Annotated in this window: 20 protein-coding genes; 14 read left to right on the top strand and 6 right to left on the bottom strand. The window is 67.9% G+C overall.

Annotated features, from left to right (window positions below; translation table 11 throughout):
- Nucleotides 1–84 precede the first annotated feature (84 nt).
- From C5C07_RS15180 to fer, 3 genes are all read right to left on the bottom strand, one after another.
- The gene (locus C5C07_RS15180) at nt 85–936 is read right to left on the bottom strand and encodes a cytochrome c biogenesis protein CcdA (protein ID WP_115805402.1); all 852 of its coding nucleotides are present in this window, start codon (nt 934–936) and stop codon (nt 85–87) included.
- Nucleotides 930–1,529, bottom strand: a complete 600-nt coding sequence (locus C5C07_RS15175; RefSeq protein WP_050459194.1) for a hypothetical protein — start codon at nt 1,527–1,529, stop codon at nt 930–932. Before C5C07_RS15175 ends, C5C07_RS15180 begins: the two co-directional genes overlap by 7 nt.
- 113 nt (nt 1,530–1,642) lie before the next feature.
- On the bottom strand, nt 1,643–2,410 hold the full coding sequence (gene fer / locus C5C07_RS15170; protein WP_115805401.1) for a ferredoxin Fer: 768 nt from the start codon (nt 2,408–2,410) through the stop codon (nt 1,643–1,645).
- A gap of 146 nt (nt 2,411–2,556) precedes the next feature.
- Between fer and C5C07_RS15165 the strand changes: the two genes are divergently transcribed.
- Nucleotides 2,557–3,558: a lysylphosphatidylglycerol synthase domain-containing protein gene (locus C5C07_RS15165; RefSeq protein WP_115805400.1), complete on the top strand. Its 1,002-nt coding sequence runs from the start codon at nt 2,557–2,559 to the stop codon at nt 3,556–3,558.
- A gap of 50 nt (nt 3,559–3,608) precedes the next feature.
- On the opposite strand, the gene C5C07_RS15160 is transcribed toward C5C07_RS15165, so the two are convergent.
- Complete coding sequence (locus C5C07_RS15160) at nt 3,609–4,568, bottom strand: hypothetical protein (RefSeq protein WP_004976510.1); 960 nt, start codon at nt 4,566–4,568, stop codon at nt 3,609–3,611.
- Nucleotides 4,569–4,751: 183 nt separating this feature from the next.
- Complete coding sequence (locus C5C07_RS15155) at nt 4,752–5,291, bottom strand: Lrp/AsnC family transcriptional regulator (protein ID WP_004976509.1); 540 nt, start codon at nt 5,289–5,291, stop codon at nt 4,752–4,754.
- A 191-nt stretch (nt 5,292–5,482) separates the two neighbouring features.
- On the opposite strand from C5C07_RS15155, the gene C5C07_RS15150 reads away from it, so the two are divergent.
- The 13 genes from C5C07_RS15150 (at nt 5,483) to C5C07_RS15090 (ending at nt 17,766) form a co-directional block, all read left to right on the top strand.
- On the top strand, nt 5,483–5,965 hold the full coding sequence (locus C5C07_RS15150; protein WP_004976508.1) for a hypothetical protein: 483 nt from the start codon (nt 5,483–5,485) through the stop codon (nt 5,963–5,965).
- Between the two features lie 303 nt (nt 5,966–6,268).
- Nucleotides 6,269–7,957 carry an ABC transporter substrate-binding protein gene (locus tag C5C07_RS15145; RefSeq protein ID WP_050459198.1) on the top strand — a complete coding sequence of 563 codons (1,689 nt, stop codon included), beginning with the start codon at nt 6,269–6,271 and terminating at the stop codon, nt 7,955–7,957.
- Nucleotides 7,958–8,008: 51 nt separating this feature from the next.
- Nucleotides 8,009–9,028: an ABC transporter permease gene (locus C5C07_RS15140; RefSeq protein WP_004976506.1), complete on the top strand. Its 1,020-nt coding sequence runs from the start codon at nt 8,009–8,011 to the stop codon at nt 9,026–9,028.
- 2 nt (nt 9,029–9,030) lie between these two features.
- Complete coding sequence (locus tag C5C07_RS15135; RefSeq protein WP_004976505.1) at nt 9,031–9,936, top strand: ABC transporter permease; 906 nt, start codon at nt 9,031–9,033, stop codon at nt 9,934–9,936.
- A gap of 1 nt (nt 9,937) precedes the next feature.
- Complete coding sequence (locus C5C07_RS15130) at nt 9,938–11,065, top strand: ABC transporter ATP-binding protein (RefSeq protein ID WP_004976504.1); 1,128 nt, start codon at nt 9,938–9,940, stop codon at nt 11,063–11,065.
- Entirely contained in the window at nt 11,062–12,126 is a 1,065-nt protein-coding gene (locus tag C5C07_RS15125) for an ABC transporter ATP-binding protein (RefSeq protein WP_004976503.1), read from the top strand. Before C5C07_RS15130 ends, C5C07_RS15125 begins: the two co-directional genes overlap by 4 nt.
- Nucleotides 12,123–12,485, top strand: coding sequence for a hypothetical protein (locus C5C07_RS15120; RefSeq protein WP_115805399.1), 363 nt, complete (start codon nt 12,123–12,125; stop codon nt 12,483–12,485). The genes C5C07_RS15125 and C5C07_RS15120 overlap by 4 nt, the downstream gene beginning before the upstream one ends.
- Nucleotides 12,482–13,651 carry a DUF917 family protein gene (locus C5C07_RS15115; RefSeq protein WP_115805398.1) on the top strand — a complete coding sequence of 390 codons (1,170 nt, stop codon included), beginning with the start codon at nt 12,482–12,484 and terminating at the stop codon, nt 13,649–13,651. The genes C5C07_RS15120 and C5C07_RS15115 overlap by 4 nt, the downstream gene beginning before the upstream one ends.
- Before the next feature lie 8 nt (nt 13,652–13,659).
- On the top strand, nt 13,660–14,577 hold the full coding sequence (locus tag C5C07_RS15110; RefSeq protein ID WP_004976497.1) for a DUF1177 domain-containing protein: 918 nt from the start codon (nt 13,660–13,662) through the stop codon (nt 14,575–14,577).
- A 1-nt stretch (nt 14,578) separates the two neighbouring features.
- Nucleotides 14,579–15,238, top strand: a complete 660-nt coding sequence (locus C5C07_RS15105; protein ID WP_115805397.1) for an AroM family protein — start codon at nt 14,579–14,581, stop codon at nt 15,236–15,238.
- A 1-nt stretch (nt 15,239) separates the two neighbouring features.
- The gene (locus tag C5C07_RS15100) at nt 15,240–16,187 is read left to right on the top strand and encodes an aminopeptidase (RefSeq protein WP_115805396.1); all 948 of its coding nucleotides are present in this window, start codon (nt 15,240–15,242) and stop codon (nt 16,185–16,187) included.
- Entirely contained in the window at nt 16,184–17,107 is a 924-nt protein-coding gene (locus tag C5C07_RS15095; RefSeq protein ID WP_115805395.1) for a nitroreductase family protein, read from the top strand. The genes C5C07_RS15100 and C5C07_RS15095 overlap by 4 nt, the downstream gene beginning before the upstream one ends.
- Nucleotides 17,107–17,766 (top strand): aspartate/glutamate racemase family protein, encoded by a 660-nt coding sequence (locus tag C5C07_RS15090; RefSeq protein ID WP_115805394.1) that lies wholly within the window; start codon nt 17,107–17,109, stop codon nt 17,764–17,766. Before C5C07_RS15095 ends, C5C07_RS15090 begins: the two co-directional genes overlap by 1 nt.
- 180 nt (nt 17,767–17,946) lie before the next feature.
- Here the strand turns inward: C5C07_RS15090 and C5C07_RS15085 are convergent, their stop codons facing one another.
- Entirely contained in the window at nt 17,947–18,747 is an 801-nt protein-coding gene (locus C5C07_RS15085; RefSeq protein WP_115805393.1) for a TrmB family transcriptional regulator, read from the bottom strand.
- Nucleotides 18,748–19,064 lie beyond the last annotated feature (317 nt).

The raw sequence follows: 19,064 nt of genomic DNA, 5'->3' as shown, positions 1-19,064 counted from the left end.
CTTCCCTAGATAGAGGGGGCCGACGGTGATAGGCACTTCTGCGGCTCGGGGGTTCGCGGCGTCCCGCCCTGTCGGGTCCCCGGCTCAGACGACCCTGTCGAGGAGCGATTCGAGGACGGGCGCGACGCCGAGCACGTCGAACACGACGAGCAGGTAGTAGGCGCTGACGACGAGCATGACCGCGCCGGTGACGCGGTTGATGGCGGTGGTGTGTCGGGCGAACCACCGGGTCGCCCGTCGGCTGTACCGCTCCGAGACGAGGGCGAAGACGAGAAGCGGCGCGCCGATGCCGAGGCCGAACGCGAGGAACCCGAGGAGGCTCTCGGCGGCGGTGTCGAACAGCACGGGGACGCGCGCGAAGAACAGGGCGATGAAGCCGGGGTTGCAGGGCAGGACGATTGCGCCGAAGAAAAAGCCGTAGGCGAACGCCGACAGCGCCGGGTGGCGCGTCTCCGGCGGCTCGACGGTGGGGAGCCGCGCGAACACCTTCGCGTCGAAGAGGAGCGCGAGGCTCACGACGAAGAGGACGCCGAAGGCCGCCGGCGAGACGACCTCGACGACCGCCGTGAGCGACAGTTCGAGGAGGAACGAGAACACGACGCCGACGACGAGCATGAACGATACCGCGCCGGCGGTGACGAGGCCGCCGAGAACGGCTATCGGGAGGCCGCCGTCTTCGTCTCCATCTCTGTCTCTGTCCCTGTCCCTGTCTCTGTCCTCGCCCTCGACTCCGTTCCCGTCGCCGCGACCTCTCGAACCGCGTCCGTCAGCGACCCCGCCGGCTGGTGACGGCGACTCCGCGTTCGCCCGCGAACTCTGTCGCGCGAGGTACGCGAGGAAGCCGGGGTACAGCGGGAGGGCGCAGGCCGCGGTGAGCGGGGTGCCGACGCCGAGGAGGAACAGTTCGAACAGCCGCGGCGCGAGGTCGGTCAGCACTCGTCGACCCGCTCGCGGAGGAACGCGGTCGTCTTGTGGCCGTCCTTGAGCCGCGTCGCGGTCCCGTCGGGACAGAGCCGGACCATCGGCACGACCGGGGCGCTCGCCATCGACGAGCCGAACTCGGCGGTGAGGCTCCGTGTGACCGGCTCGGGCGAGACGGCGTAGCGCCAGTCGAAGCCGTGGTCCTCCGCGTGTTTCCTGACCTTTTCTGCGTCCTCGTTGGGGTCGATGTCGAGCGCGACCGTCAGCACGTCGTCGCCGACGGCCTCGTGGAACTCGACCAACTCGCGCTGTTGGCGCAGGCAGTTCGAACACCACACCGCGAACGTCTCCAGGAGAACCGGTCGGTCGAGGAGCCCCTCGATAGTGAACGTCTCGCCGGTGCGAACGTCAGTGAGTTCGGTCGTCCGCCACGCGCCCTCGTCGGCCGGCGTCCCGGTCGACCCGTCCCCCGTCGTCGTCGCGTCACCCTCGGCGTCGACAGTTCCGCCGCCGCTTCCGCCGAGGCAGCCAGCCAGCCCGACCGTTCCCGCCACGGCGCCCGCGCCCGCGAGCCGAAGGACGTCTCTCCGCGTCGGCGTTCCTCTCATATCGTTGTAGGGTCGCTATCGGAGCTTAATTCGGCCGCGTTGGGGCGCGGGTGACGCACAACCCCGAAGTCGCGCCGGGGCGCACGTCGGACGGGCCAGCCGCCGGGTGCCGGTCAGTCGCCCGCGCTCATCTTCCGGGCGTGCTGCGGGGGGAGCCGAAGTTCGTCGAGGCCGGGGAGGTGTTCGATGTTGTAGACGACCTGCAGGTCGTCGGTCACCGGGAGGCTGATACACGACAGCCGGACGCCCTGCTCCAGCATCTCCTCCGAGAGGATGTGGTTCGAGGGCATCTTCACGTCGCCTTCGACGACCGCCACCGCGCAGTTCGCACAGGCACCGCCGCGACAGGCGAAGGGCCAACTGTGGCCCGCGTCCTCGGCGGCCTTCAGGAGGTTGGTCCGCGGCTCGACGAACACCTCGCCGTAGGCGTCGCCGTCGAGGCCGCTTTCGGCGGCCTTCTCGAAGAGGTCGTCGTCGGCGAGCGACCAGCCGCGGTCGGTGAGCACGTCGTAGTCGAGGAACTCGACCCGCGCCCCGCGTCGTTCGGGTTCGGGCTCCGGGTCGGGTCCGGTATCGGAACCCGCGCCGCCGGTCCCGTCGCCGCCCGTCTCGCCGTTTCGGGCGGTGCCGGCGTCGTGCTGTCCGTTTCGGCTCGCCCCCTCGTCGGCCGGGCGACGGCCGTCAGTCTCGACGGGTTCGAGTTCGTCGCCGGGTTCGTAGCCGGCTCGAATCGCCTCGTAGGCCGTCCGAACCGCCTGAAATTCCTCGGCCGACCCGCCGTGGTCGGGGTGGGCCGACTTCACCCGCCGACGGTACGCGTCGACGAGTTCGTCCTCGTCTGCGTCCGGGTCGATGCCGAGCGTCTCGAACGGGGAGTCCACATCGGGGCTAGTAGGAACTCGCGAGCATAAATCCACGGCCACCGGCCGTCTCGTCGTGGTTTAGTCCTCGAATCGAGGCAGGGCCCCGACGACCGACGCGGCCGCGAGTCGCGGCGGTTTTGTAGCGGGCTTCGCTTCCTTCGGGTGTGAGACGCGGGATTCGGTTCGCCGTCGGCGCGGGGCTCGGTATCGGAGCGCTCGCGGCGTACCTCTGGTACGTCGGCCCGCAGGAGGTCGGCTCGCGCGTCGCGGCCGTCGCCCCGTGGGCCGTCGGCGTCGTCTGCGTTCTGATGCTCGCCGAGGCGACCGTCGACGGCCTCGGGGTCTGGGCGTCGGTTCGACCCCTCCGCGGCGGGCTCTCGCCGCGGGCGAGCGTCCAGTTCGCGTTCGCCGGCGACTTCTTCGACGTGCTCAGCCCCGCCGGCCCGGTGAGTTCGGAGCCAATCATGGCGCAGTTCTTCGGCGTCGCGACCGAGACGAGCTACAGCGAGGCCCTCGGGGTCCGCGGCGTCGCCAAGTACGTCAAATCCGCCGCACAGCTCCTTCTCTCGGTCGCCGTCGTCGTCGTCCTCTTTCTCGACGCACCGACCCCGCGGTTCGTCCTCGCGACGCTGGCCGGCGCGGTCGCCGCGCTGTTCGTCGTCGGCGTCGCGCTCGTCTGGGCGCGAGACGCGCTCTCGGCGGTCGTCGTCGCGGTCCTGACCCCGGTCGTCCGCGCTGTCTCTGGACTCACCCGCGAGACGCCGCTCGGCCGCGACGCCGTCGCCGCCGCAGTCGAGCGGTTTTGGGAGCGCGTCGTCCACTTCCGCGACGCGCCGGAACTCCTCGGCGTCATCGCGCTCAGCGGCGTCTTCGAGCAACTGCTCACGTCGCTCGCGCTCTGGGTCGCGCTCGCCGGGACCGGGACGAGCGTTGCGTTCCTCCCCATCGTCGCCGTCATCCCGCTCCCGCAGGCGGCGAGCGTCGTCCCCGTCCCGGGGAGCCTCGGCGCGTACGACGTGCTTCTCGCTGGCGCGCTCAGTCTCACGACGGGCGCGCCGGCCGCGGGGGCGGCCGCGGCGGTGCTCGTCGTGCGGACGTTCGAACTCCTCGTGTCGCTCGGGTGCGGCGGCGTCGCCACCGGGTTTCTGCGCGGCTTTCGGGCCTGAGACGGTTGGCGCGTCCCCGTCGCGGCGGCGTGAGAGGTGGGAAAAACGAGTCAGTCGGCGGCGCGCTCGTGAATCGGGACGCTCGCCAGTCCGACCGCGTTCGATTTCGAGGAGACCGAAAGCGTCGCGTGCCAGCCCTCATCGGCCGGCGTGACGTGCAGGGAGACCGGCTTCCACGACTCCGCCCGGCGGTAGAGGTCGAGGACGACCGGTAACACCGGAAGCCGTCCCTCGCGCGCCGAGAGCGCGTACCGTTCGAGGGTCAGTTCCGCGGACCTCGTTCCCGACTCCGGCCCGGGCCGCCACGGCGAGCAGGTGTACGACCCGACGAGGTCGAGTCGCTCCATCTCCGCCAGCGTCGCCTCCAGCGCCCCGGCCGACTCGGGTCGCGACGAGAGGTTCGAGGCGGCGCGTTCGAGCACGTCCGCCTGCTCGGCCGACGTGAGGTGGACGTGGAGCGCCGTCGCCATGCTCTCCAACAGGCGCAGACAGAGGTCGTCCGCGCTGGACATCGTCTCCGCGAGGTCGAAGTACGCGTCCATCACCGCCGTCTCGACAGCCCGATGGTCGGCGTCCACGAGCGCCTCGAACACCGCCGCCGCGACCCGGTGGCAGAACTCGACCCGCTCGGAGCGCCCGCCGCCGGCGCAGTCGGGTCGGCCGTCCGCGTCGGTTCCGAGGTCGCAGGGCGGTTCGGGAAGACCGGGCGTCGCACCGGCGGTCGCCCATCCCTCCGCGGTCGCGTCCGCGCCGCCGAAGCCCGGAACGTCGTCGTGTTCCGAGACGATGAGGTCGTAGTACGGGACGTTCGGGTCGTACCGCCGGAGCGCGGAGCGGTACTGTCTCGCCGCGCGGGCGGCGGCCTCCGCGGTCGAACGGTCCTCGAACCGGAGACCGTCCACCGGGACCGGCCGCTCTCCGGTCCGTCCGCAGACGAGTTCGTACGCCCCGTCGTCGCTCGCGAGCGATTCGATGTGAGTCCGAATCTGGGTGAGTGTCGTGCCGACCATGGTGTCTCTGTCTACTGGTTCGCGGGTCGTGTCCCGACGCCGCGGTCCGTGCGTCGCTCGCTCGACACATTGTTTAGGCCAACCTAAAACGTGTTGGTTCGGCCGGTCGGTGCACCCGCGAGGACCGGCGGCTCTCGGACTGTACGTTCGACCCGACGCTCGCTCGCGGCGACTCCGACCCGGTTACGACGCGTCGGGTGCCTCTTCGCCCGGCCTGTAGAACGTCCGGTGGAACATCTTGTAGGAGTCGGTGATGGGGACGATGGTGTAGCTGTCGACCACGTCGCTGTCCTGCAGGAGTTCGCGGACGTAGCTGTTGATACTACTCAGAGAGGACTGCCAGACGCGAATCAGCAGGTCGTACTCGCCGATGCACTCCGCGACCTCGTAGACCAGCCCCTCGTCGAGGAGTCGCTCGATGAACGCCGTGATTTCGTCGTTCGTGGAGCCCTTGTCGTACGAGATGTGGACCTCGGCGTAGGGGTAGTCGGCCGCCCGAAAGACCAACAGCGCGAAGATTTCGAGGATGCCGTCCTCTTGGAGCATCTTGCGCCGCCGCCGCGCGGCCGTCCGAGAGAGTCCGACGCGGTCGGCGAGCTCCGTGTCCGAGATTCGCCCGTCCTTGTTCAGTTCGCGGAAGATGAGATAGTCCTTCTTGTCCATCCGGTCTTCGAGAAGTTCGACAACACGCGGGTCCTCTATCCACTCCTGCGAATCGGGCATTGCTATTCTCACGGTTATACCGCTTAGCTTCATATATATGAATGTTTCTTCAAAATCTCCGAATCGGATACAATTTGTGAACGAATCGTTTACTCACAGTATGGCGGCCGACGACCGAGATCGCAGGCCGTCGGTGGAACGCGGATTTCTGCCCCAAACACTTTTACTCCGCGTTCACGGAGGGTGTCGGCATGGTACGCGGAAAAATCAACCGAACGAACAAGGCCCTCGCCGATTGGGCTGACATCCTCACCGAGATAGACGAGGTTTCGGCGGAACTCGAAGATTCGGGCTGGGAGACGCTCGTTCTTCATCCGGGAGACGTCGCCACGACGGACGCGGCGGCGGCCGCCGACGCCGGGTTTCGGCTCCTCGTCCCGGACTCGGAGCTCGAAGCGCTCTCTTCGACCGTTTCAGAGCCTGATGCGGCGTTCGAGCAGCTCGAAGTCTACCGCGCCCGCGACACGAACGTTCGAATCTTCGTCGTCGTCGTGAAATCGGAAGAAACGATGGAAGCGGTCCTCTATCCCGTGTTTTACGACCCGGACACCGACCGCTCGTTCGTCGAAACGCTTCGGACCGAACCCGAGATTCGGACGACGGTGAGCGACCTGGGGGACACCCGTCGTTGCTCGTTCCGACACACCGAACCCGCCTTGTTTCTCCCGGAGTAACTGTTCGCGGCGGCGTCGATTCCGTCTCGTTCTCGGCCGCGCTCGCCGCGACGTTCCCGTGATTGACGGCCGGCTACTGTCCACTACTACCACTATTGACTGTGTATCTCTGTCTTCAGCTAACCGAGATAGATGAGAATCAGCTTCTATTTCTTTCTAGGGTGCGTATTCGTCCATATCTGTGTGTTCTCGGTTCTCTCCATAATTATTACAAAGTTATAATTAGATGAATCAACTTCTTTTATCGACGATATGTTTAATCACTAGGAAAGCTTTATACGAATAGGGTATCCACAACTCTCCATGCCAACCGGCAACATAGAACGCAGAAAACTCCTGAAACTCATGGGTGCGGGAGCGACGAGCGTCGCACTCGCGGGTTGTCAGGGGACCCAGCAGACCGAGACCACCGAGGGCAGTTCGGGTGGCGACTCGACGACGACCGAACAGACGAGCGACGGCGGAAGCGGCGCGAGCGGCGGTAACGACTTCCACTTCGTCGCCGGGCAGGTCTTCGGGACGCTCGACCCCGCAGAGCAGGTCGACTACACGCAGGGGCTCGCGGCGCAGAACCTCTACGACGAACTCATCACGGTCGACGCCGAGACGCTCCAGCCGACGGCGCACATCGCCGAGAGCTGGGACACCGAAGACGAGGGGAAGACGTGGGTGTTCACCGTCCGCGACGACGTGACGTTCTCCGACGGTACGCCGCTGACCGCCGACGACGTGGCGTACTCGCTCACCCGGATGCTGGAGCTCCAGCGCGGGTACTCGTCGTTCTGGCTCGACTACCTCGACCCCTCGAACATCACCGTCCGCGACGAGCGGACGGTCGCCTTCGAGTTCAATCAGGCGTACGGCCCGGCGCTGGCGACGTTCGTCCAGTTCTACATCGTCAACAGCACCGTCGTCCAGGAGAACGAGACCGACGGCGACTACGGCAACGCCTACCTCCAGAACAACTCCGCCGGCTCCGGCGCGTACGTCCTCGACAACTGGGAGCAGGGCAACTCCATCGAGGCGTCGGCCTACGAGGACTACTGGAAGGGCTGGAGCGAGGACAGTTTCGACACGTTCCGATCGACGGTCATCACCGAGGAGTCCACCATCAAGACGACGATGCAACAGGGCGAAGGCGACATGACCGACCAGTACATGGGCACGCAGGCGTACGCGGAGATGGACTCGTACGCCAACGTCCGCGTCCCCGAGGTGCCGCAGCTGCAGTTGTTCCACTTCCCGCTGAACTGCCAGAAGGCACCGACCGACGACATCAACGTCCGGAAGGCCATCGCCTACGCGTTCGACTACGACAGCGCCGTCAACGACATCATCGGCGGCGGCGGCGTCGCGGCCGGGCCGGTCCCCCGGGAGATGGCGGGCCACAACGGCGACCTCGTCCCGATGGAACAGGACCTCGACAAGGCCAAGGAGTTCCTCGACAAGGCGGACTACTCCGTCGACGAAATCAACGAAATCGGCCTCGAACACGTCGTCGTCGCCGGGACCGAACTCCAGCGCCAGATGGGGCTTCTCAACCAGGCCGGGCTGAGCGAACTCGGCATCGACCTCGAAATCAACCCGCTGCAGTGGGCCCGCCTCACCGACCGCGCGACGAGCGCCGAGTCGACCGCCCACATGACGAACATCTTCCACACGGCGAAGATGCCGTCGCCGGACAGCCACACCTACCTGATGTACCACCCCTCCTCGTTCGGGTCGTACATCTCCCAGTCGTGGTACTCCACCGACGAAATCGCGGCCACCCTCGAAGAGGCGCGCCAGACCTCCGACCTCCAGTCGCGGCTGGAGAAGTACGAGGAGGCGCAGGCGCTCATCGTCGAGGGCATGCCCAGCGTCTACATCGCCAACCCGCCGTACCGCATCGGCATCAACGAGAACGTCGAGGGCTGGCAGTACCGCGGCGTGATGTCGTTCGACTGGGACGTCCACTCCATGACTCGCAGCGGCGAGGGCCGGGCGAAGTAGTCGCCCGACGACTTTCGACGCCCCGCTTCGGGCCGTCTTTCCAACTCACCAATGTCATACGTAGATTACCTCGTTCGGCGCGCAATCCACTCGGTCCCCGTCATCTTCGGGCTGTCAGTGCTCATCTTCCTGATATCCCGCGTGATTCCGGGCGACCCCGTTCGGTTGGCGCTCGGACCGGAAGCAACGGAACAGCAAGTCGCGACACTGCGGGCCGAGATGGGCCTCGACCAGCCGCTGCCGATGCAGTACGCCGACTGGCTGTTCGGCGTCGTGCAGGGCGACTGGGGGATGTCGCTTCGGACGAACAACAACGTCTTTTCGGACATCGTCGCCCGCCTGCCCGCGACGCTCGAACTGACCGTCGTCACGCTGTTTTTCGCCGTGCTACTGGCGATTCCGTTCGGCGTCGTCGCCGGAACCAACAAGGACCGCTGGCAGGACCACCTCTCGCGTATCACCGCCCTGTTCGGCGTGTCGATGCCGCGGTTTTGGGTCGCAATCGTCCTGCAAATCGTCTTCGTCGTCAGCCTCGGGCTGTTGCCCCTCTCGGGGCGGCTCAGCGACGGCGTCGCTCCCCCGCCGGCGGTCACGAACCTGTATCTGGTCGACAGCCTCATCGCCGGCCAGTTCGGGACGTTCCTCGACGCGGCCACGCACCTCCTGTTGCCGACCGTCGCGCTCGGCCTCGCCACGCTGGCGCAGGTGATGCGGCTCATCCGTTCGGACATGATCGACGAGCAGCGCAAGGACTACGTCCTCGCCGCCCGGGCCTACGGCCTTCCGAACACCCTCATCGAATACAAGTACATGCTGCAAAACGCCTTTACGAGTTCACTCACGGTGGTCGGCCTCGCCTTCGGGTTCCTCCTCGGGAACGCGTTCCTCGTGGAAATCGTCTTCGCGTGGCCGGGGATGGCGCGCTACGGCGTCCAGGCCATCCTCTATCAGGACTTCAACGCCATCGTCGGCGTCACCATCGTGGTCGGTATCGGCTTCGTGACCGCCAACTTCGTGGTCGACCTGCTGTACGGCTACCTCGACCCGCGGGTGCGGCTGGAGGAGGGATAGCCGTGTCCACGAAGACCTCGCTCCCGTTTTTCGACACCGAGAGCGCCGCCCGAAAAGAGCGGATTCGACAGCTCAAACGCGGCTTTCGGACCTTCGCGGGCAACAAGCTCTCGCTCGTCGGGCTGGCGATGATTCTGACGCTCGTCGTCGCGGCGCTCCTCGCGCCGTACATCGCGCCGTTCCCCGAACACGCCGGCGCGGGCGTCTACTTCGACCAGGCGAGCGAGCCGCCGAGCGCGACGCACCTGATGGGCACCGACACGACCGGCCGCGACATCTTCAGCCGCGTCCTGTTCGGGGCTCGCCTGTCGCTCCTGATGAGCGGCATCGTCCTCTCTATCGCCATCTCCATCGGCGTGACGCTCGGGCTCATCGCGGGCTACCTCGGCGGGACGACGAACACCGTCATCATGCGGGTGACGGACATCTTCCTCGCCATCCCGCCCACGCTCCTCGCCATGGCGGTGGTCGCCGCGACCGGCGCGTCGCTGTTCAACGTCATGGTCGCCATCGCCTTCTCGTGGTGGTCGTGGTACGCCCGCCTCGTGCAGGGCGAGGTGCTCTCGATAAAGGAAGACGAGTTCATCGAGTCGAGCCGGGCGCTCGGGTCGGGGTGGGTGCGGACGACGTTCAAGGAGATTCTCCCGAACGTCGTCAGCCCCATCACGGTCAAGGCGACCCTCGACATGGGCTTCGTCATCCTCGTCGGCGCGGGCCTGTCGTTCCTCGGCCTCGGCGCGCAGCCGCCGACGCCGACGTGGGGCGCGATGATTGCACAGGGCCGCAACTACGTCACGAGCTTCTGGTGGATCGCCGTGTTCCCGGGGCTGGCGATTTCGTTCGCCGTCCTCGGGTTCAACTTCATCGGCGACGGCCTGCGCGACGTGCTCGACGTGGAGGTGGACTGAGATGGCGGACCCCATCTTAGAGGTCAAGAACCTCCACGTCCACTTCGAGACCCACGACGGGACGGCCGAGGTGATAAACGGCATCGACTTCAGCATCGACCGCGGCGAGACCGCGGCGCTCGTCGGCGAGACGGGCTGCGGCAAGAGCGTCACCGTGAAATCCATCATGGGACTGCTCCCCTCGGCGACCATCCCCGAAGGCGAGATTCGCTACAAGGGCGAGGACGTGCTCTCGCTCTCCGACGCCGAGCGCCACTCGCGGCGCGGCAAGGAGATGAGCATGATAATGCAGGACCCGATGACGAGTCTCAACCCCGTCTTGACGGTCGGCGAGCAGATGATGGACGTGCTGAAGTGGCAGGGGCGACCGCGCCTGTCGCTGTCGAAGCTCGTCCGCGACGCGCTGTCGACCGGCGCGAAGGCCGAACACAGGAAACGGGCCATCGAGATGCTCGGCGAGGTCGAAATCTCGGCGCCCGAGCGCGTCTTCGAGAGCTACCCGGTCGAGCTCTCCGGGGGGATGCGCCAACGCGTCCTCATCGCCATCGCGCTCCTGTCGGAGCCGGACCTGCTCATCGCCGACGAACCGGGCACCGCCCTCGACGTGACGACCGAGGCGAAGGTGCTCGACCTCCTCGACGAACTCGTCGAGGAACGCGACACGAGCGTCCTCTACATCACCCACGACCTCGGGGTCGCCCGCGAGGTCAGCGACCGAATCAACGTGATGTACGCGGGCGAAATCGTCGAGCAAGCGCCGACCGTCGACCTGTTCGCGAACCCCCAGCACCCCTACACCCGCGGGCTGTTGGAGAGCATCCCGACGCTCTCGACCGGCATCGGCGACGGCATCGAGGGGCACCTGCCCGACTACACGAACCCGCCGGCCGGCTGTCGGTTCGCCGACCGCTGTCCGCACGCCGAGGCGGCCTGCCACGAGGCGTACCCGTACCCGCGGCGGACCGGTCCCGACCACGCGACCGCGTGTCACCTGTTCGACGGGCTCCCGGCCCGCGAGCGTCACGAATCGCTCGCCGCCGACCCGGTCGACATCGGCACCGCGCCGTGGCTGGCCGGCGGCGGCGACGCCCCCGGCGACATCTCCGCCGACGGGGGGACGGACCAATGAACGACTCAGCGTACACGACCGAATCGACGGCGGCGGCACAGCGCGACCGGGACCTCGACGATCCGATGGTCACGGTCGAGAACCTCAAGAAACACTTCCCGCTGTTCGAGGGCATCTTCCAGAAGAAGGCGGGGGAGGTCCGCGCCGTCGACGGCGTGAGCTTCTCCATCGCGGAGGGCGAGACGTTCGGACTCGTCGGCGAATCGGGCTCCGGCAAGACGACGACCGGCCGGTCGATGCTCCGCCTGACGGAGCCGACAAGCGGGCGGGTCGAAATCGACGGCCAGAACGTCGTCGACCTCTCCGACGGCGAGCTCAAGCGGTTCCGCCGGAACATGCAAATCGTCCACCAGGACCCGGCGTCGAGCCTCAATCCGCGACACCGCGTCAAGTCGATTATCGAGGCTCCCCTGAAGATTCACGACTACGGCGACTCCGAGGCCCGGCTCGAACGGGTCGAGGAACTCTTGGACATGGTGGACCTCCCACGGGAGTTCATGTACCGCTACCCCGGACAGCTCTCGGGCGGCCAGAAACAGCGCGTCGGAATCGCCCGCGCCGTGGCGCTCAACCCGAAGTTCGTCGTCCTCGACGAGCCGACGAGCGCGCTCGACGTGAGCGTGCAGGCCCGCATCATCAACATCCTCGAGGAGATACAGGAGGAGTTCGGCATCACCTACCTGTTCATCACCCACGACCTCTCGCTCCTGAAGAACGTCGCCGACCGCATCGGCGTCATGTACCTCGGTCGGCTCGTCGAGGTCGGCGACGTGGACTCGGTGTTCGGGTCGCCGCAACACCCCTACAGCCGGGCGCTCCTCTCCGCCATCTCGACCATCAGCGAGGAGGACGAACTGGCGAAGCCCGACCGAATCACGCTCGACGGCGAGGTGCCGGACCCGCGGGAGAAGCCGAGCGGCTGCGCCTTCCGCTCGCGCTGCGCCCACGAGTTCGACGCCTGCGCGGTCGAGGAGCCCGAACTGTACGAGCGCGGCCCGGACCAGGTCGCCCGGTGTTTCCTCCACGACGACCGGTTCGAGGAGGGCGCGGAGTGGGAATGACCGCAGAGCGCGCAGCGCGCCTCGCCGCCCTCCGGCGGGCGCGACGGAACCGCCCGTGGACCGACGAACTCCTCCGGTCGTGCGCGTCGGACCCGGCGGCGTTCAAGACCGCCCAGCCGGCGTGTTCGGCCTGCGACCGGCCGTGCCGCGACGACGAGGTCTGCGCCACGGCGGTGGCGAAGTCCGACGGGCTGTTCGAATCGATGGGCCGTGACCAGACGTACCACCTGCTCGCGGCGGGCATGAAGCGACTCCGGGCGCGGGGGACCGCGACGCTTCGCAACGCCGACAGACAGCGGCCGAACGCCTTCCTCAGCGTGACGGTCGACGACGCAGACTCCCCCGAGGCACCCCAATGACGACAGACGACACGCGGACACAGACGGACGGAACGCAGCGCGCGGCAAGAGACGACGCCGCGCCGACAGACGAGACACGACCCGAGCCGACGGGCGGCGAGCGGACGATAACGGCCGAATGGGTCGAAGACGTCGCGGTCGGCGGCGCGGTCCTCGGCGGCGGGGGCGGCGGCTCGCTGGCCAAGGGCATCGAATTCGGCGAACTCGCCGTCGAGTACGGCCGGCCGACAATCGTCTCGGTCGCCGACCTCGACCCGACGGACGTGGTGTTGACAGTCAGCGGCGTGGGCGCGCCCGCCGCGACCGACAGCCACGTCGACCCCGCGGACTACGTGCGCGCGGTGGAACTGTTGGTGGACAGACTCGCGGCCGACGGAACGACCGTCGGCGCGCTGATGACGAACGAGATGGGCGGGTTCGCCACGGTAAACGGCCTGCTCCAGTCGGCCGTGACGGGCCTCCCGCTCGTCGATGCCGCCTGCAACGGGCGGGCGCACCCGACCGGGCCGATGGGCTCTATCGGGCTGTCGCAGGACTCCGAGTCGGTGCAGGCGGCGGTCGGCGGCGTGCCGGGCACCGCGGCCCGACTGGAGACGGTCGTCGAGGCCGAACTCGGCACGGCGGCGTCGCTCGTCCGGCACGCGGCCGAAGACGCCGGCGGCCTCGTCGCGGTCGCCCGCAACCCGGTTCCCGCGAGCTACGCCGAGGCGCACGCGGCGCTCGACACGTACGACCAGGCCGAGGCGGTCGGTCGCGCGGTCAGGCTCGCGGACGACGGCCGCGACGCCGCCGAACGCGTCGCCGACGCCGTCGGCGGCGAGGTCTCGCTCGTCGGTCCCGTCGAGTCGTTCGCGCTCGAAACGACCGGGGGATTCGACGTGGGTGTGGTCGAAATCGAGGGCCGCGAACTCACCTTCTGGAACGAGTACATGACGCTCGAACTCGACGGCGAGCGCCTCGCGACGTTCCCGGACCTCATCACGACGCTCGACGCCGAGACGGGGATGCCCGTCTCGACGGCGGAACTCGCGGAGGGCCGGTCGGTTGCGGTCGTCGTCGCGCCCGCGGCGAACCTCTCTCTGGGCGCGGGGATGGCCGACCCGGCGCTCTTCGACCCGGTGGAACAGGCGGTCGGAAAAGCGGTCAAATCACACGTATTCAACTAACGCAACTCATGTTCGACAAGATTCAGCAAGCATACGACATCCTCAGCCGTCCCGACGCGGACGGCGAACTGGTACGCGACGCACTCGAAACGTACGGTCTCGACACGGAAGTGACGACCATCTCGACCGACGAGGGGTCGACCGACTTCGTCAAGACGGTCGTCCCCGGGGCCGACCCGGACGCGCCGACGCTCGGCGTCATCGGTCGCCTCGGCGGGGTCGCCGCCCGGCCGGCCGAACTCGGACCGGTCTCCGACGCCGACGGGGCCATCGTGGCCCTCGCGGTCGCGCTCCACCTCGGCGAGATGCGCGCCCGCGGCGACGTGCTCGCCGGCGACGTTCGCATCGCCACGCACGTCTGTCCCGACGCGCCGACCTCCCCCCACGACCCGGTGCCCTTCATGGGCAGTCCGGTCGATACGAGCACCATGAACGAACACGAGGTGGACGAGGAGATGGACGCCGTCGTCTCCGTCGACGCCACGAAGGGCAACCGCGTCCACTGCGAGCGCGGCTTCGCCATCACGCCGACCGTCAAAGAGGGGTGGGTGCTGAAGGTGAGCGACAGCCTCCTCGACATCCAAGAGCGGTCGACCGGCCGCCCGCCGAGCACGCTCACGCTCACGATGCAGGACATCACCCCCTACGGCAACGACGTCCACCACATCAACAGCATCCTCCAGCCGGCGACGGCGACCGACGCGCCCGTCGTGGGCGTGGCGACGACGAGCGTCTCGCCCGTCCCCGGCTGCGGGACCGGCGCGAACTACCTCACCGACCTGCTCGACGCGACCGGGTTCGTCGTCGAGACGGCCAAGGACTTCACCCGCGGCCGCGCGTCGTTCTACGACGAGACCGAGTACGACCGACTCACGTCGCTGTACGGCTCGATGGGCCGTCTCCAGACCCTCGGCGAGGGCGTCTGAGATGTCGACGCTCGGACTCGTGACCATCGGACAGGCACCCCGGAGCGACGTGACGCCCGACATCGCGGCGGCGCTCCCGCCCGAGGTGGACATCGTCGAGGTCGGCGCGCTCGACCGGTTCGACTCGGCGGCCGAGGTCGAAGCGGCGGTCGGCCCGCGAGAGGGAGAGCCGGTGTACGTCTCCCGACTCGCCGACGGGACGCCCGTCACCGTCGACCGCGAGTCGGTCGTCGAACTCCTCCGCGAACGCATCCGCGCCCTCGAATCGGAGGTCACGGCCATCGGCGTCCTCTGTACGGGCCACTTCCCGCCGTTCGACGCCAGCGTGCCCGTCTTCGAGCCGAGCGACCTGCTTTCGGCGTGGGTCTCGACCATCCTCGACGGCGGGACCCTCGGCGTCATCATGCCCAAGGAGGAACAGGAGGCCATGACGTTCGAGAAGTGGGCCGACTACGACCTCGTCACCGCCGCGGGGTCGCCGTACGCCGACGAGGACGAGGTGTCCGCGGCCGCCGCCGAAATCGGCACCGACGCCGACCTCATCGTGATGGACTGCATGGGCTACACGCCCGAGATGAAAGCGACTGTCCGCGAGATTACGGACACGAGCGTCCTGCTCGGGCGGTCGGTGCTGGCGAAGACCGCGGAGGAGGTGCTCTGACGTGGCCGACCACCGCGCCGTGGCGAAGCGACTCCTCGCCGAGAACATGAACGCCCATCCCGGGGAGACGCTCCTCGTCGTGACCGACACCGACACGAACCACATCGGACGGGCGCTGTTCGATGCGGGGGTCGAACTCGGGCTGGAGTCCGGCCTGTTCGAGATTCCGCCGATGGAGCGAAACGGGATGGAGCCGCCCGAGTCGGTCGCCCGCGCGATGGAGTCGGCCGACATCGTGGTCTGTCCGACCAGCGCGTCGCTGACGCACACGCGGGCGCGGGAGGCCGCGACCGAGGCCGGCGCGCGCGTCGCCACGATGCCCGGCATCACGGACCAGATGTTCGGCGCGGGCGCGATTACGGCCGACTACGAGGAGGTCGAACGCCTGACGGCGGCGCTCACGGAGAAGCTCACCGCGGCCGACGAGGCCCGCATCGAGGCCGGCGGCGCGTCGGCGACGATGTCGCTTTCGGGCCGCGACGGCATCCCGAGCGACGGCATCATCGCCGACTCCGGCGACTCCGGTAACCTCCCGTCCGGCGAGAGCTACATCGCGCCGGTCGAGGGAACGGCGACCGGCACGCTCGTCTTCGACGGCGGCCTCGCGGGCGTCGGCGTCCTCGACGAGCCGCTGACGGTCGAACTCGACGAGGGGCGCATCACGGCCGTCGAGGGCGCGGCCGCCGACGAGTTCCTCGACGCGACGAGCGGCGACGACTGCGCCCGGCGAGTGTGCGAACTCGGCCTCGGGACGAACCCGGCGGCGAGCATCATCGGAACCGTCCTCGAAGACGAGAAGGTGTACGGCACCTGCCACGTCGCCTTCGGCGACAACCTCGGCTTCGGCGGGACCATCGACTGCGACTCGCACCTCGACGGCGTCATCCTCGAACCGACGGTCTCGCTCGACGGCGAGGTCGTCGTCGCCGACGGCGAGGTGCTCGTGTGAGCGACCGCACGCCCGCAGGCGGTGACCGCGCCGGCACGGACCGCACGAGCCGCACAGACCGGCCCGCGCTCGCCGCGGCGGTCGCCGACGTGCCGGACCTCGCCCCGTGGCTGGCGCGTCGCGCGACGGTCCGCCAGTTCGACACCGACGCCGAAATCCCCGACGACGAGGTCCGCGCGCTGGTCGACGCCGGGCGGAAGGCCCCGACCAGCGGGACGACCCAGATGTACAGCTTCGTCTGGATACGCGACCCCGACCGCCGCGAGCGGATTCACGAGCTGTGTAGCCGCGGCACCGTGCAGGTCGAGGAGGCGAGCCACTTCCTCCTCGTCTGCATCGACCTCCGCCGGATTCGACTGCTGTTGGAGCACCGCGACCGCGAGTTCCGGACGACGCCCGCGATGGGGCTGCTGGAGGGAGCGATAGACGCCTCGCTGGCCGCGATGGGCGTGATGCTGGCCGCAGAAAGCCGCGGTTACGGCGTCTGTCCCATCGGCAACATCCTGAACAACCTCACCGCGGTCGCCGCGACGACCGACCTCCCCTCGGGGGTCCTGCCGATTTTCGGCCTCTGTCTCGGCGTCCCGAGCCACGGCGAGGCGACCGAGCACGCCCCGCGGGTCCCGCTCGACGCGGTCCTCCACGAGGGCGGCTACCGCGACGCCACCGACGACCAGCTCGACGCCTGTTACGACGCGATGAACGAGATGTACGGCGACAGCGTCTACGGCGACGACCGCCGCGAGTGGCAGGAGACGCTCGAACGCTACTGGGGGCCGAACGGCTTCATGAACCGCCGCGAGGGCGAACTGCTCGACGCGCTCCGCCAGCAGGGGTTCTTCGAGGCCCGCGGTATCGACGAACCGGCGGATACGGACGCCGGCACGGACGCCGACCGGAACACCGGAGGTGCTGTCTGATGGTCGAACTCGGCGTCCTCCGCGTGCTCACGCTCGACGACCCCGAGGAGGTCGCCCTCCACGGGCGGCTCGTCGAGCGACACTACCCGCACGTCTCGACGCTGTCGCGGTGTATCCCCGACCACCCGGACGGGATTCCGAACGCGGCCGCCGAGGCCGACGCCCTCCCGCACATCGAGGCGCTCGGCCGCGAGATGGCGACCGAGGTCGACGCGCTCTGCGTCAGCTGCGCGCTCGACCCCGGCGTGGAGGCGCTCGGCGACGCGCTCGACGTCCCGGTCGTCGGCGCGGGCGCGAGCGTGGCCGCCGTCGCGTCCGCCCGCGGCGACCGCGTCGGGACGCTCGGCCTCGAAAACGGTGCCGGGTCGAGCATCCGACACCTGCTCGGCGACCGGCTCGCGGCCGAGGAAGTCGTCGAGGGCGCGGCGACGACGAACTACTTCACGACCGACGAGGGTCGGGCGGCGATTCGCGCGGCGGTCGACCGCCTCGTCGACGCCGGCTGCGACGTCGTCGCACCGAGCTGTACCGGCATCTCCTCTTCGGGCGCGATTCCCGACGTGCGGGCCGACGTTCCGATACCCATCGTCGACCCTGTCGTGGCGATGGGCGCGGTGGCGACGACCGCGGTCGCGCCGCCGCGTCCACTACGGCAGTAGGTTGCCGGACCCGCCCCGATGGCATTCCGCGCCGCTCGCGCCGCGCTCGGGGCGACTCGCGCGAGCGATTTTCTCGACAGCAGTCGGTCGATTGTAACGGGTCGCAGTAATGAGTCTCCGACTTCGAACGCTTCTATCTCCGCGTTTCGGGCCACCCGCGGCTCCCGAGCCGTCCGCGTCTCAGTCGTCGAGGCCGTCGCGTTCGAGCCGCCACGCGAATATCGCCCGGAGCACCGCGACGAGGCTGTTCGTTTCGCCCGCCCCCCAAATCGCCGTCTCCGAGCGAGGGTCGGACGGAGTCGCGCCGCTGCCGTTGACGAGCACGCTCACGAGCGTCTGATTCCTATCGACCATCATGAGGCGGCCCGCGGGCGTGTCCGACCACATCCAGAGCGTGTCGAACAGCTCCGCGTCGGGGATTTCGTCGCGAATCGTCCCCTGAACGTCCGGTGAGATTCCCGCCACCCGAATCGAGACGCCCCGGCGTGCCGCCTCCCCAAGCGCCTCGACGATGTCCTCGGTGAGCAGTCCCTCGACGGTCATGTAGACGATTTCGTCGTCCGCGTCGCGGATGAACTCGAGGACGCGGTCCGTGACGGCTGACTGGCCGTCGACGGTCCAGACGCCGCGTTGTTCCTGCTTGCGTTGCGCCGTCCCGAGTTCTTGGAGCGCCGTCGTCAGAAGGGAGGTCCGCTGTCTCATCTCGTGTTCGAACTTCTGGCACGTCGTCTCCGCGGACACCACCCAGAACTGCTTCGGTGAGGACTGCTGGACGTCGACGAGTCCCCGCTCGCGTAACTCGTCGACCGCGTCGTACACCCGAGTTCGCGGGACCTCGGAGACCTCGCTAATCTCCGTTGCCGTGCCGATACCGAGGCTGGTGAGTGCGACGAAGGTCCGTGCGGCGTACGCGCTGAGGCCGAGTTGTTTCAGTTGTTCGATTGCGACAGAACGGAAGTCGTCGCCCGAGTCAGTACTCATAATGGGTGCCTCGCTGTCTGCGAACTCAGCCACGACGGGTGGCTGAGGCGGCACGTGTCAGTTGTGGTTGGGACACAGTACTTCGCTGTGTGCCGCACTCTCCATTCGTCTTGGCGCCGTATAGTTGTTTGTGATTAACTGAGTGAATCTATTAAGTGTCTATTGTCCGCGCGTAACGTACGAAAAACCCGGTGAGACTACTTTGTCACTAAGAAAATAACAACGACACGTTCGGAGCCGGAGTGAAAGCACGGTTTTAACGTCGAATTAACTCGGTTGGCTAATCCTGTCGAAACGTATTCACTCGAAAAGTAACA

Origin of the sequence: Haloferax sp. Atlit-4N (assembly GCF_003383025.1) — an archaeon.
Classification (GTDB): domain Archaea; phylum Halobacteriota; class Halobacteria; order Halobacteriales; family Haloferacaceae; genus Haloferax; species Haloferax gibbonsii.
The sequence above is the reverse complement of the archived record's forward strand: the minus strand, read 5'-3'. Positions and strand labels throughout refer to the sequence as shown.

Excerpts from the sequence above, each read along its gene's own strand:
- C5C07_RS15115 (WP_115805398.1), top strand. The coding sequence starts at position 12,482 with ATGACGACAGACGACACGCGGACACAGACGGACGGAACGCAGCGCGCG.
- C5C07_RS15145 (WP_050459198.1), top strand. The coding sequence starts at position 6,269 with ATGCCAACCGGCAACATAGAACGCAGAAAACTCCTGAAACTCATGGGT.
- C5C07_RS15110 (WP_004976497.1), top strand. The coding sequence starts at position 13,660 with ATGTTCGACAAGATTCAGCAAGCATACGACATCCTCAGCCGTCCCGAC.
- C5C07_RS15175 (WP_050459194.1), bottom strand. The coding sequence starts at position 1,529 with ATGAGAGGAACGCCGACGCGGAGAGACGTCCTTCGGCTCGCGGGCGCG.
- C5C07_RS15085 (WP_115805393.1), bottom strand. The coding sequence starts at position 18,747 with ATGAGTACTGACTCGGGCGACGACTTCCGTTCTGTCGCAATCGAACAA.
- C5C07_RS15140 (WP_004976506.1), top strand. The coding sequence starts at position 8,009 with ATGTCATACGTAGATTACCTCGTTCGGCGCGCAATCCACTCGGTCCCC.
- C5C07_RS15160 (WP_004976510.1), bottom strand. The coding sequence starts at position 4,568 with ATGGTCGGCACGACACTCACCCAGATTCGGACTCACATCGAATCGCTC.
- C5C07_RS15130 (WP_004976504.1), top strand. The coding sequence starts at position 9,938 with ATGGCGGACCCCATCTTAGAGGTCAAGAACCTCCACGTCCACTTCGAG.
- C5C07_RS15120 (WP_115805399.1), top strand. The coding sequence starts at position 12,123 with ATGACCGCAGAGCGCGCAGCGCGCCTCGCCGCCCTCCGGCGGGCGCGA.
- C5C07_RS15125 (WP_004976503.1), top strand. The coding sequence starts at position 11,062 with ATGAACGACTCAGCGTACACGACCGAATCGACGGCGGCGGCACAGCGC.
- C5C07_RS15090 (WP_115805394.1), top strand. The coding sequence starts at position 17,107 with ATGGTCGAACTCGGCGTCCTCCGCGTGCTCACGCTCGACGACCCCGAG.
- C5C07_RS15155 (WP_004976509.1), bottom strand. The coding sequence starts at position 5,291 with ATGCCCGATTCGCAGGAGTGGATAGAGGACCCGCGTGTTGTCGAACTT.
- C5C07_RS15105 (WP_115805397.1), top strand. The coding sequence starts at position 14,579 with ATGTCGACGCTCGGACTCGTGACCATCGGACAGGCACCCCGGAGCGAC.
- C5C07_RS15150 (WP_004976508.1), top strand. The coding sequence starts at position 5,483 with ATGGTACGCGGAAAAATCAACCGAACGAACAAGGCCCTCGCCGATTGG.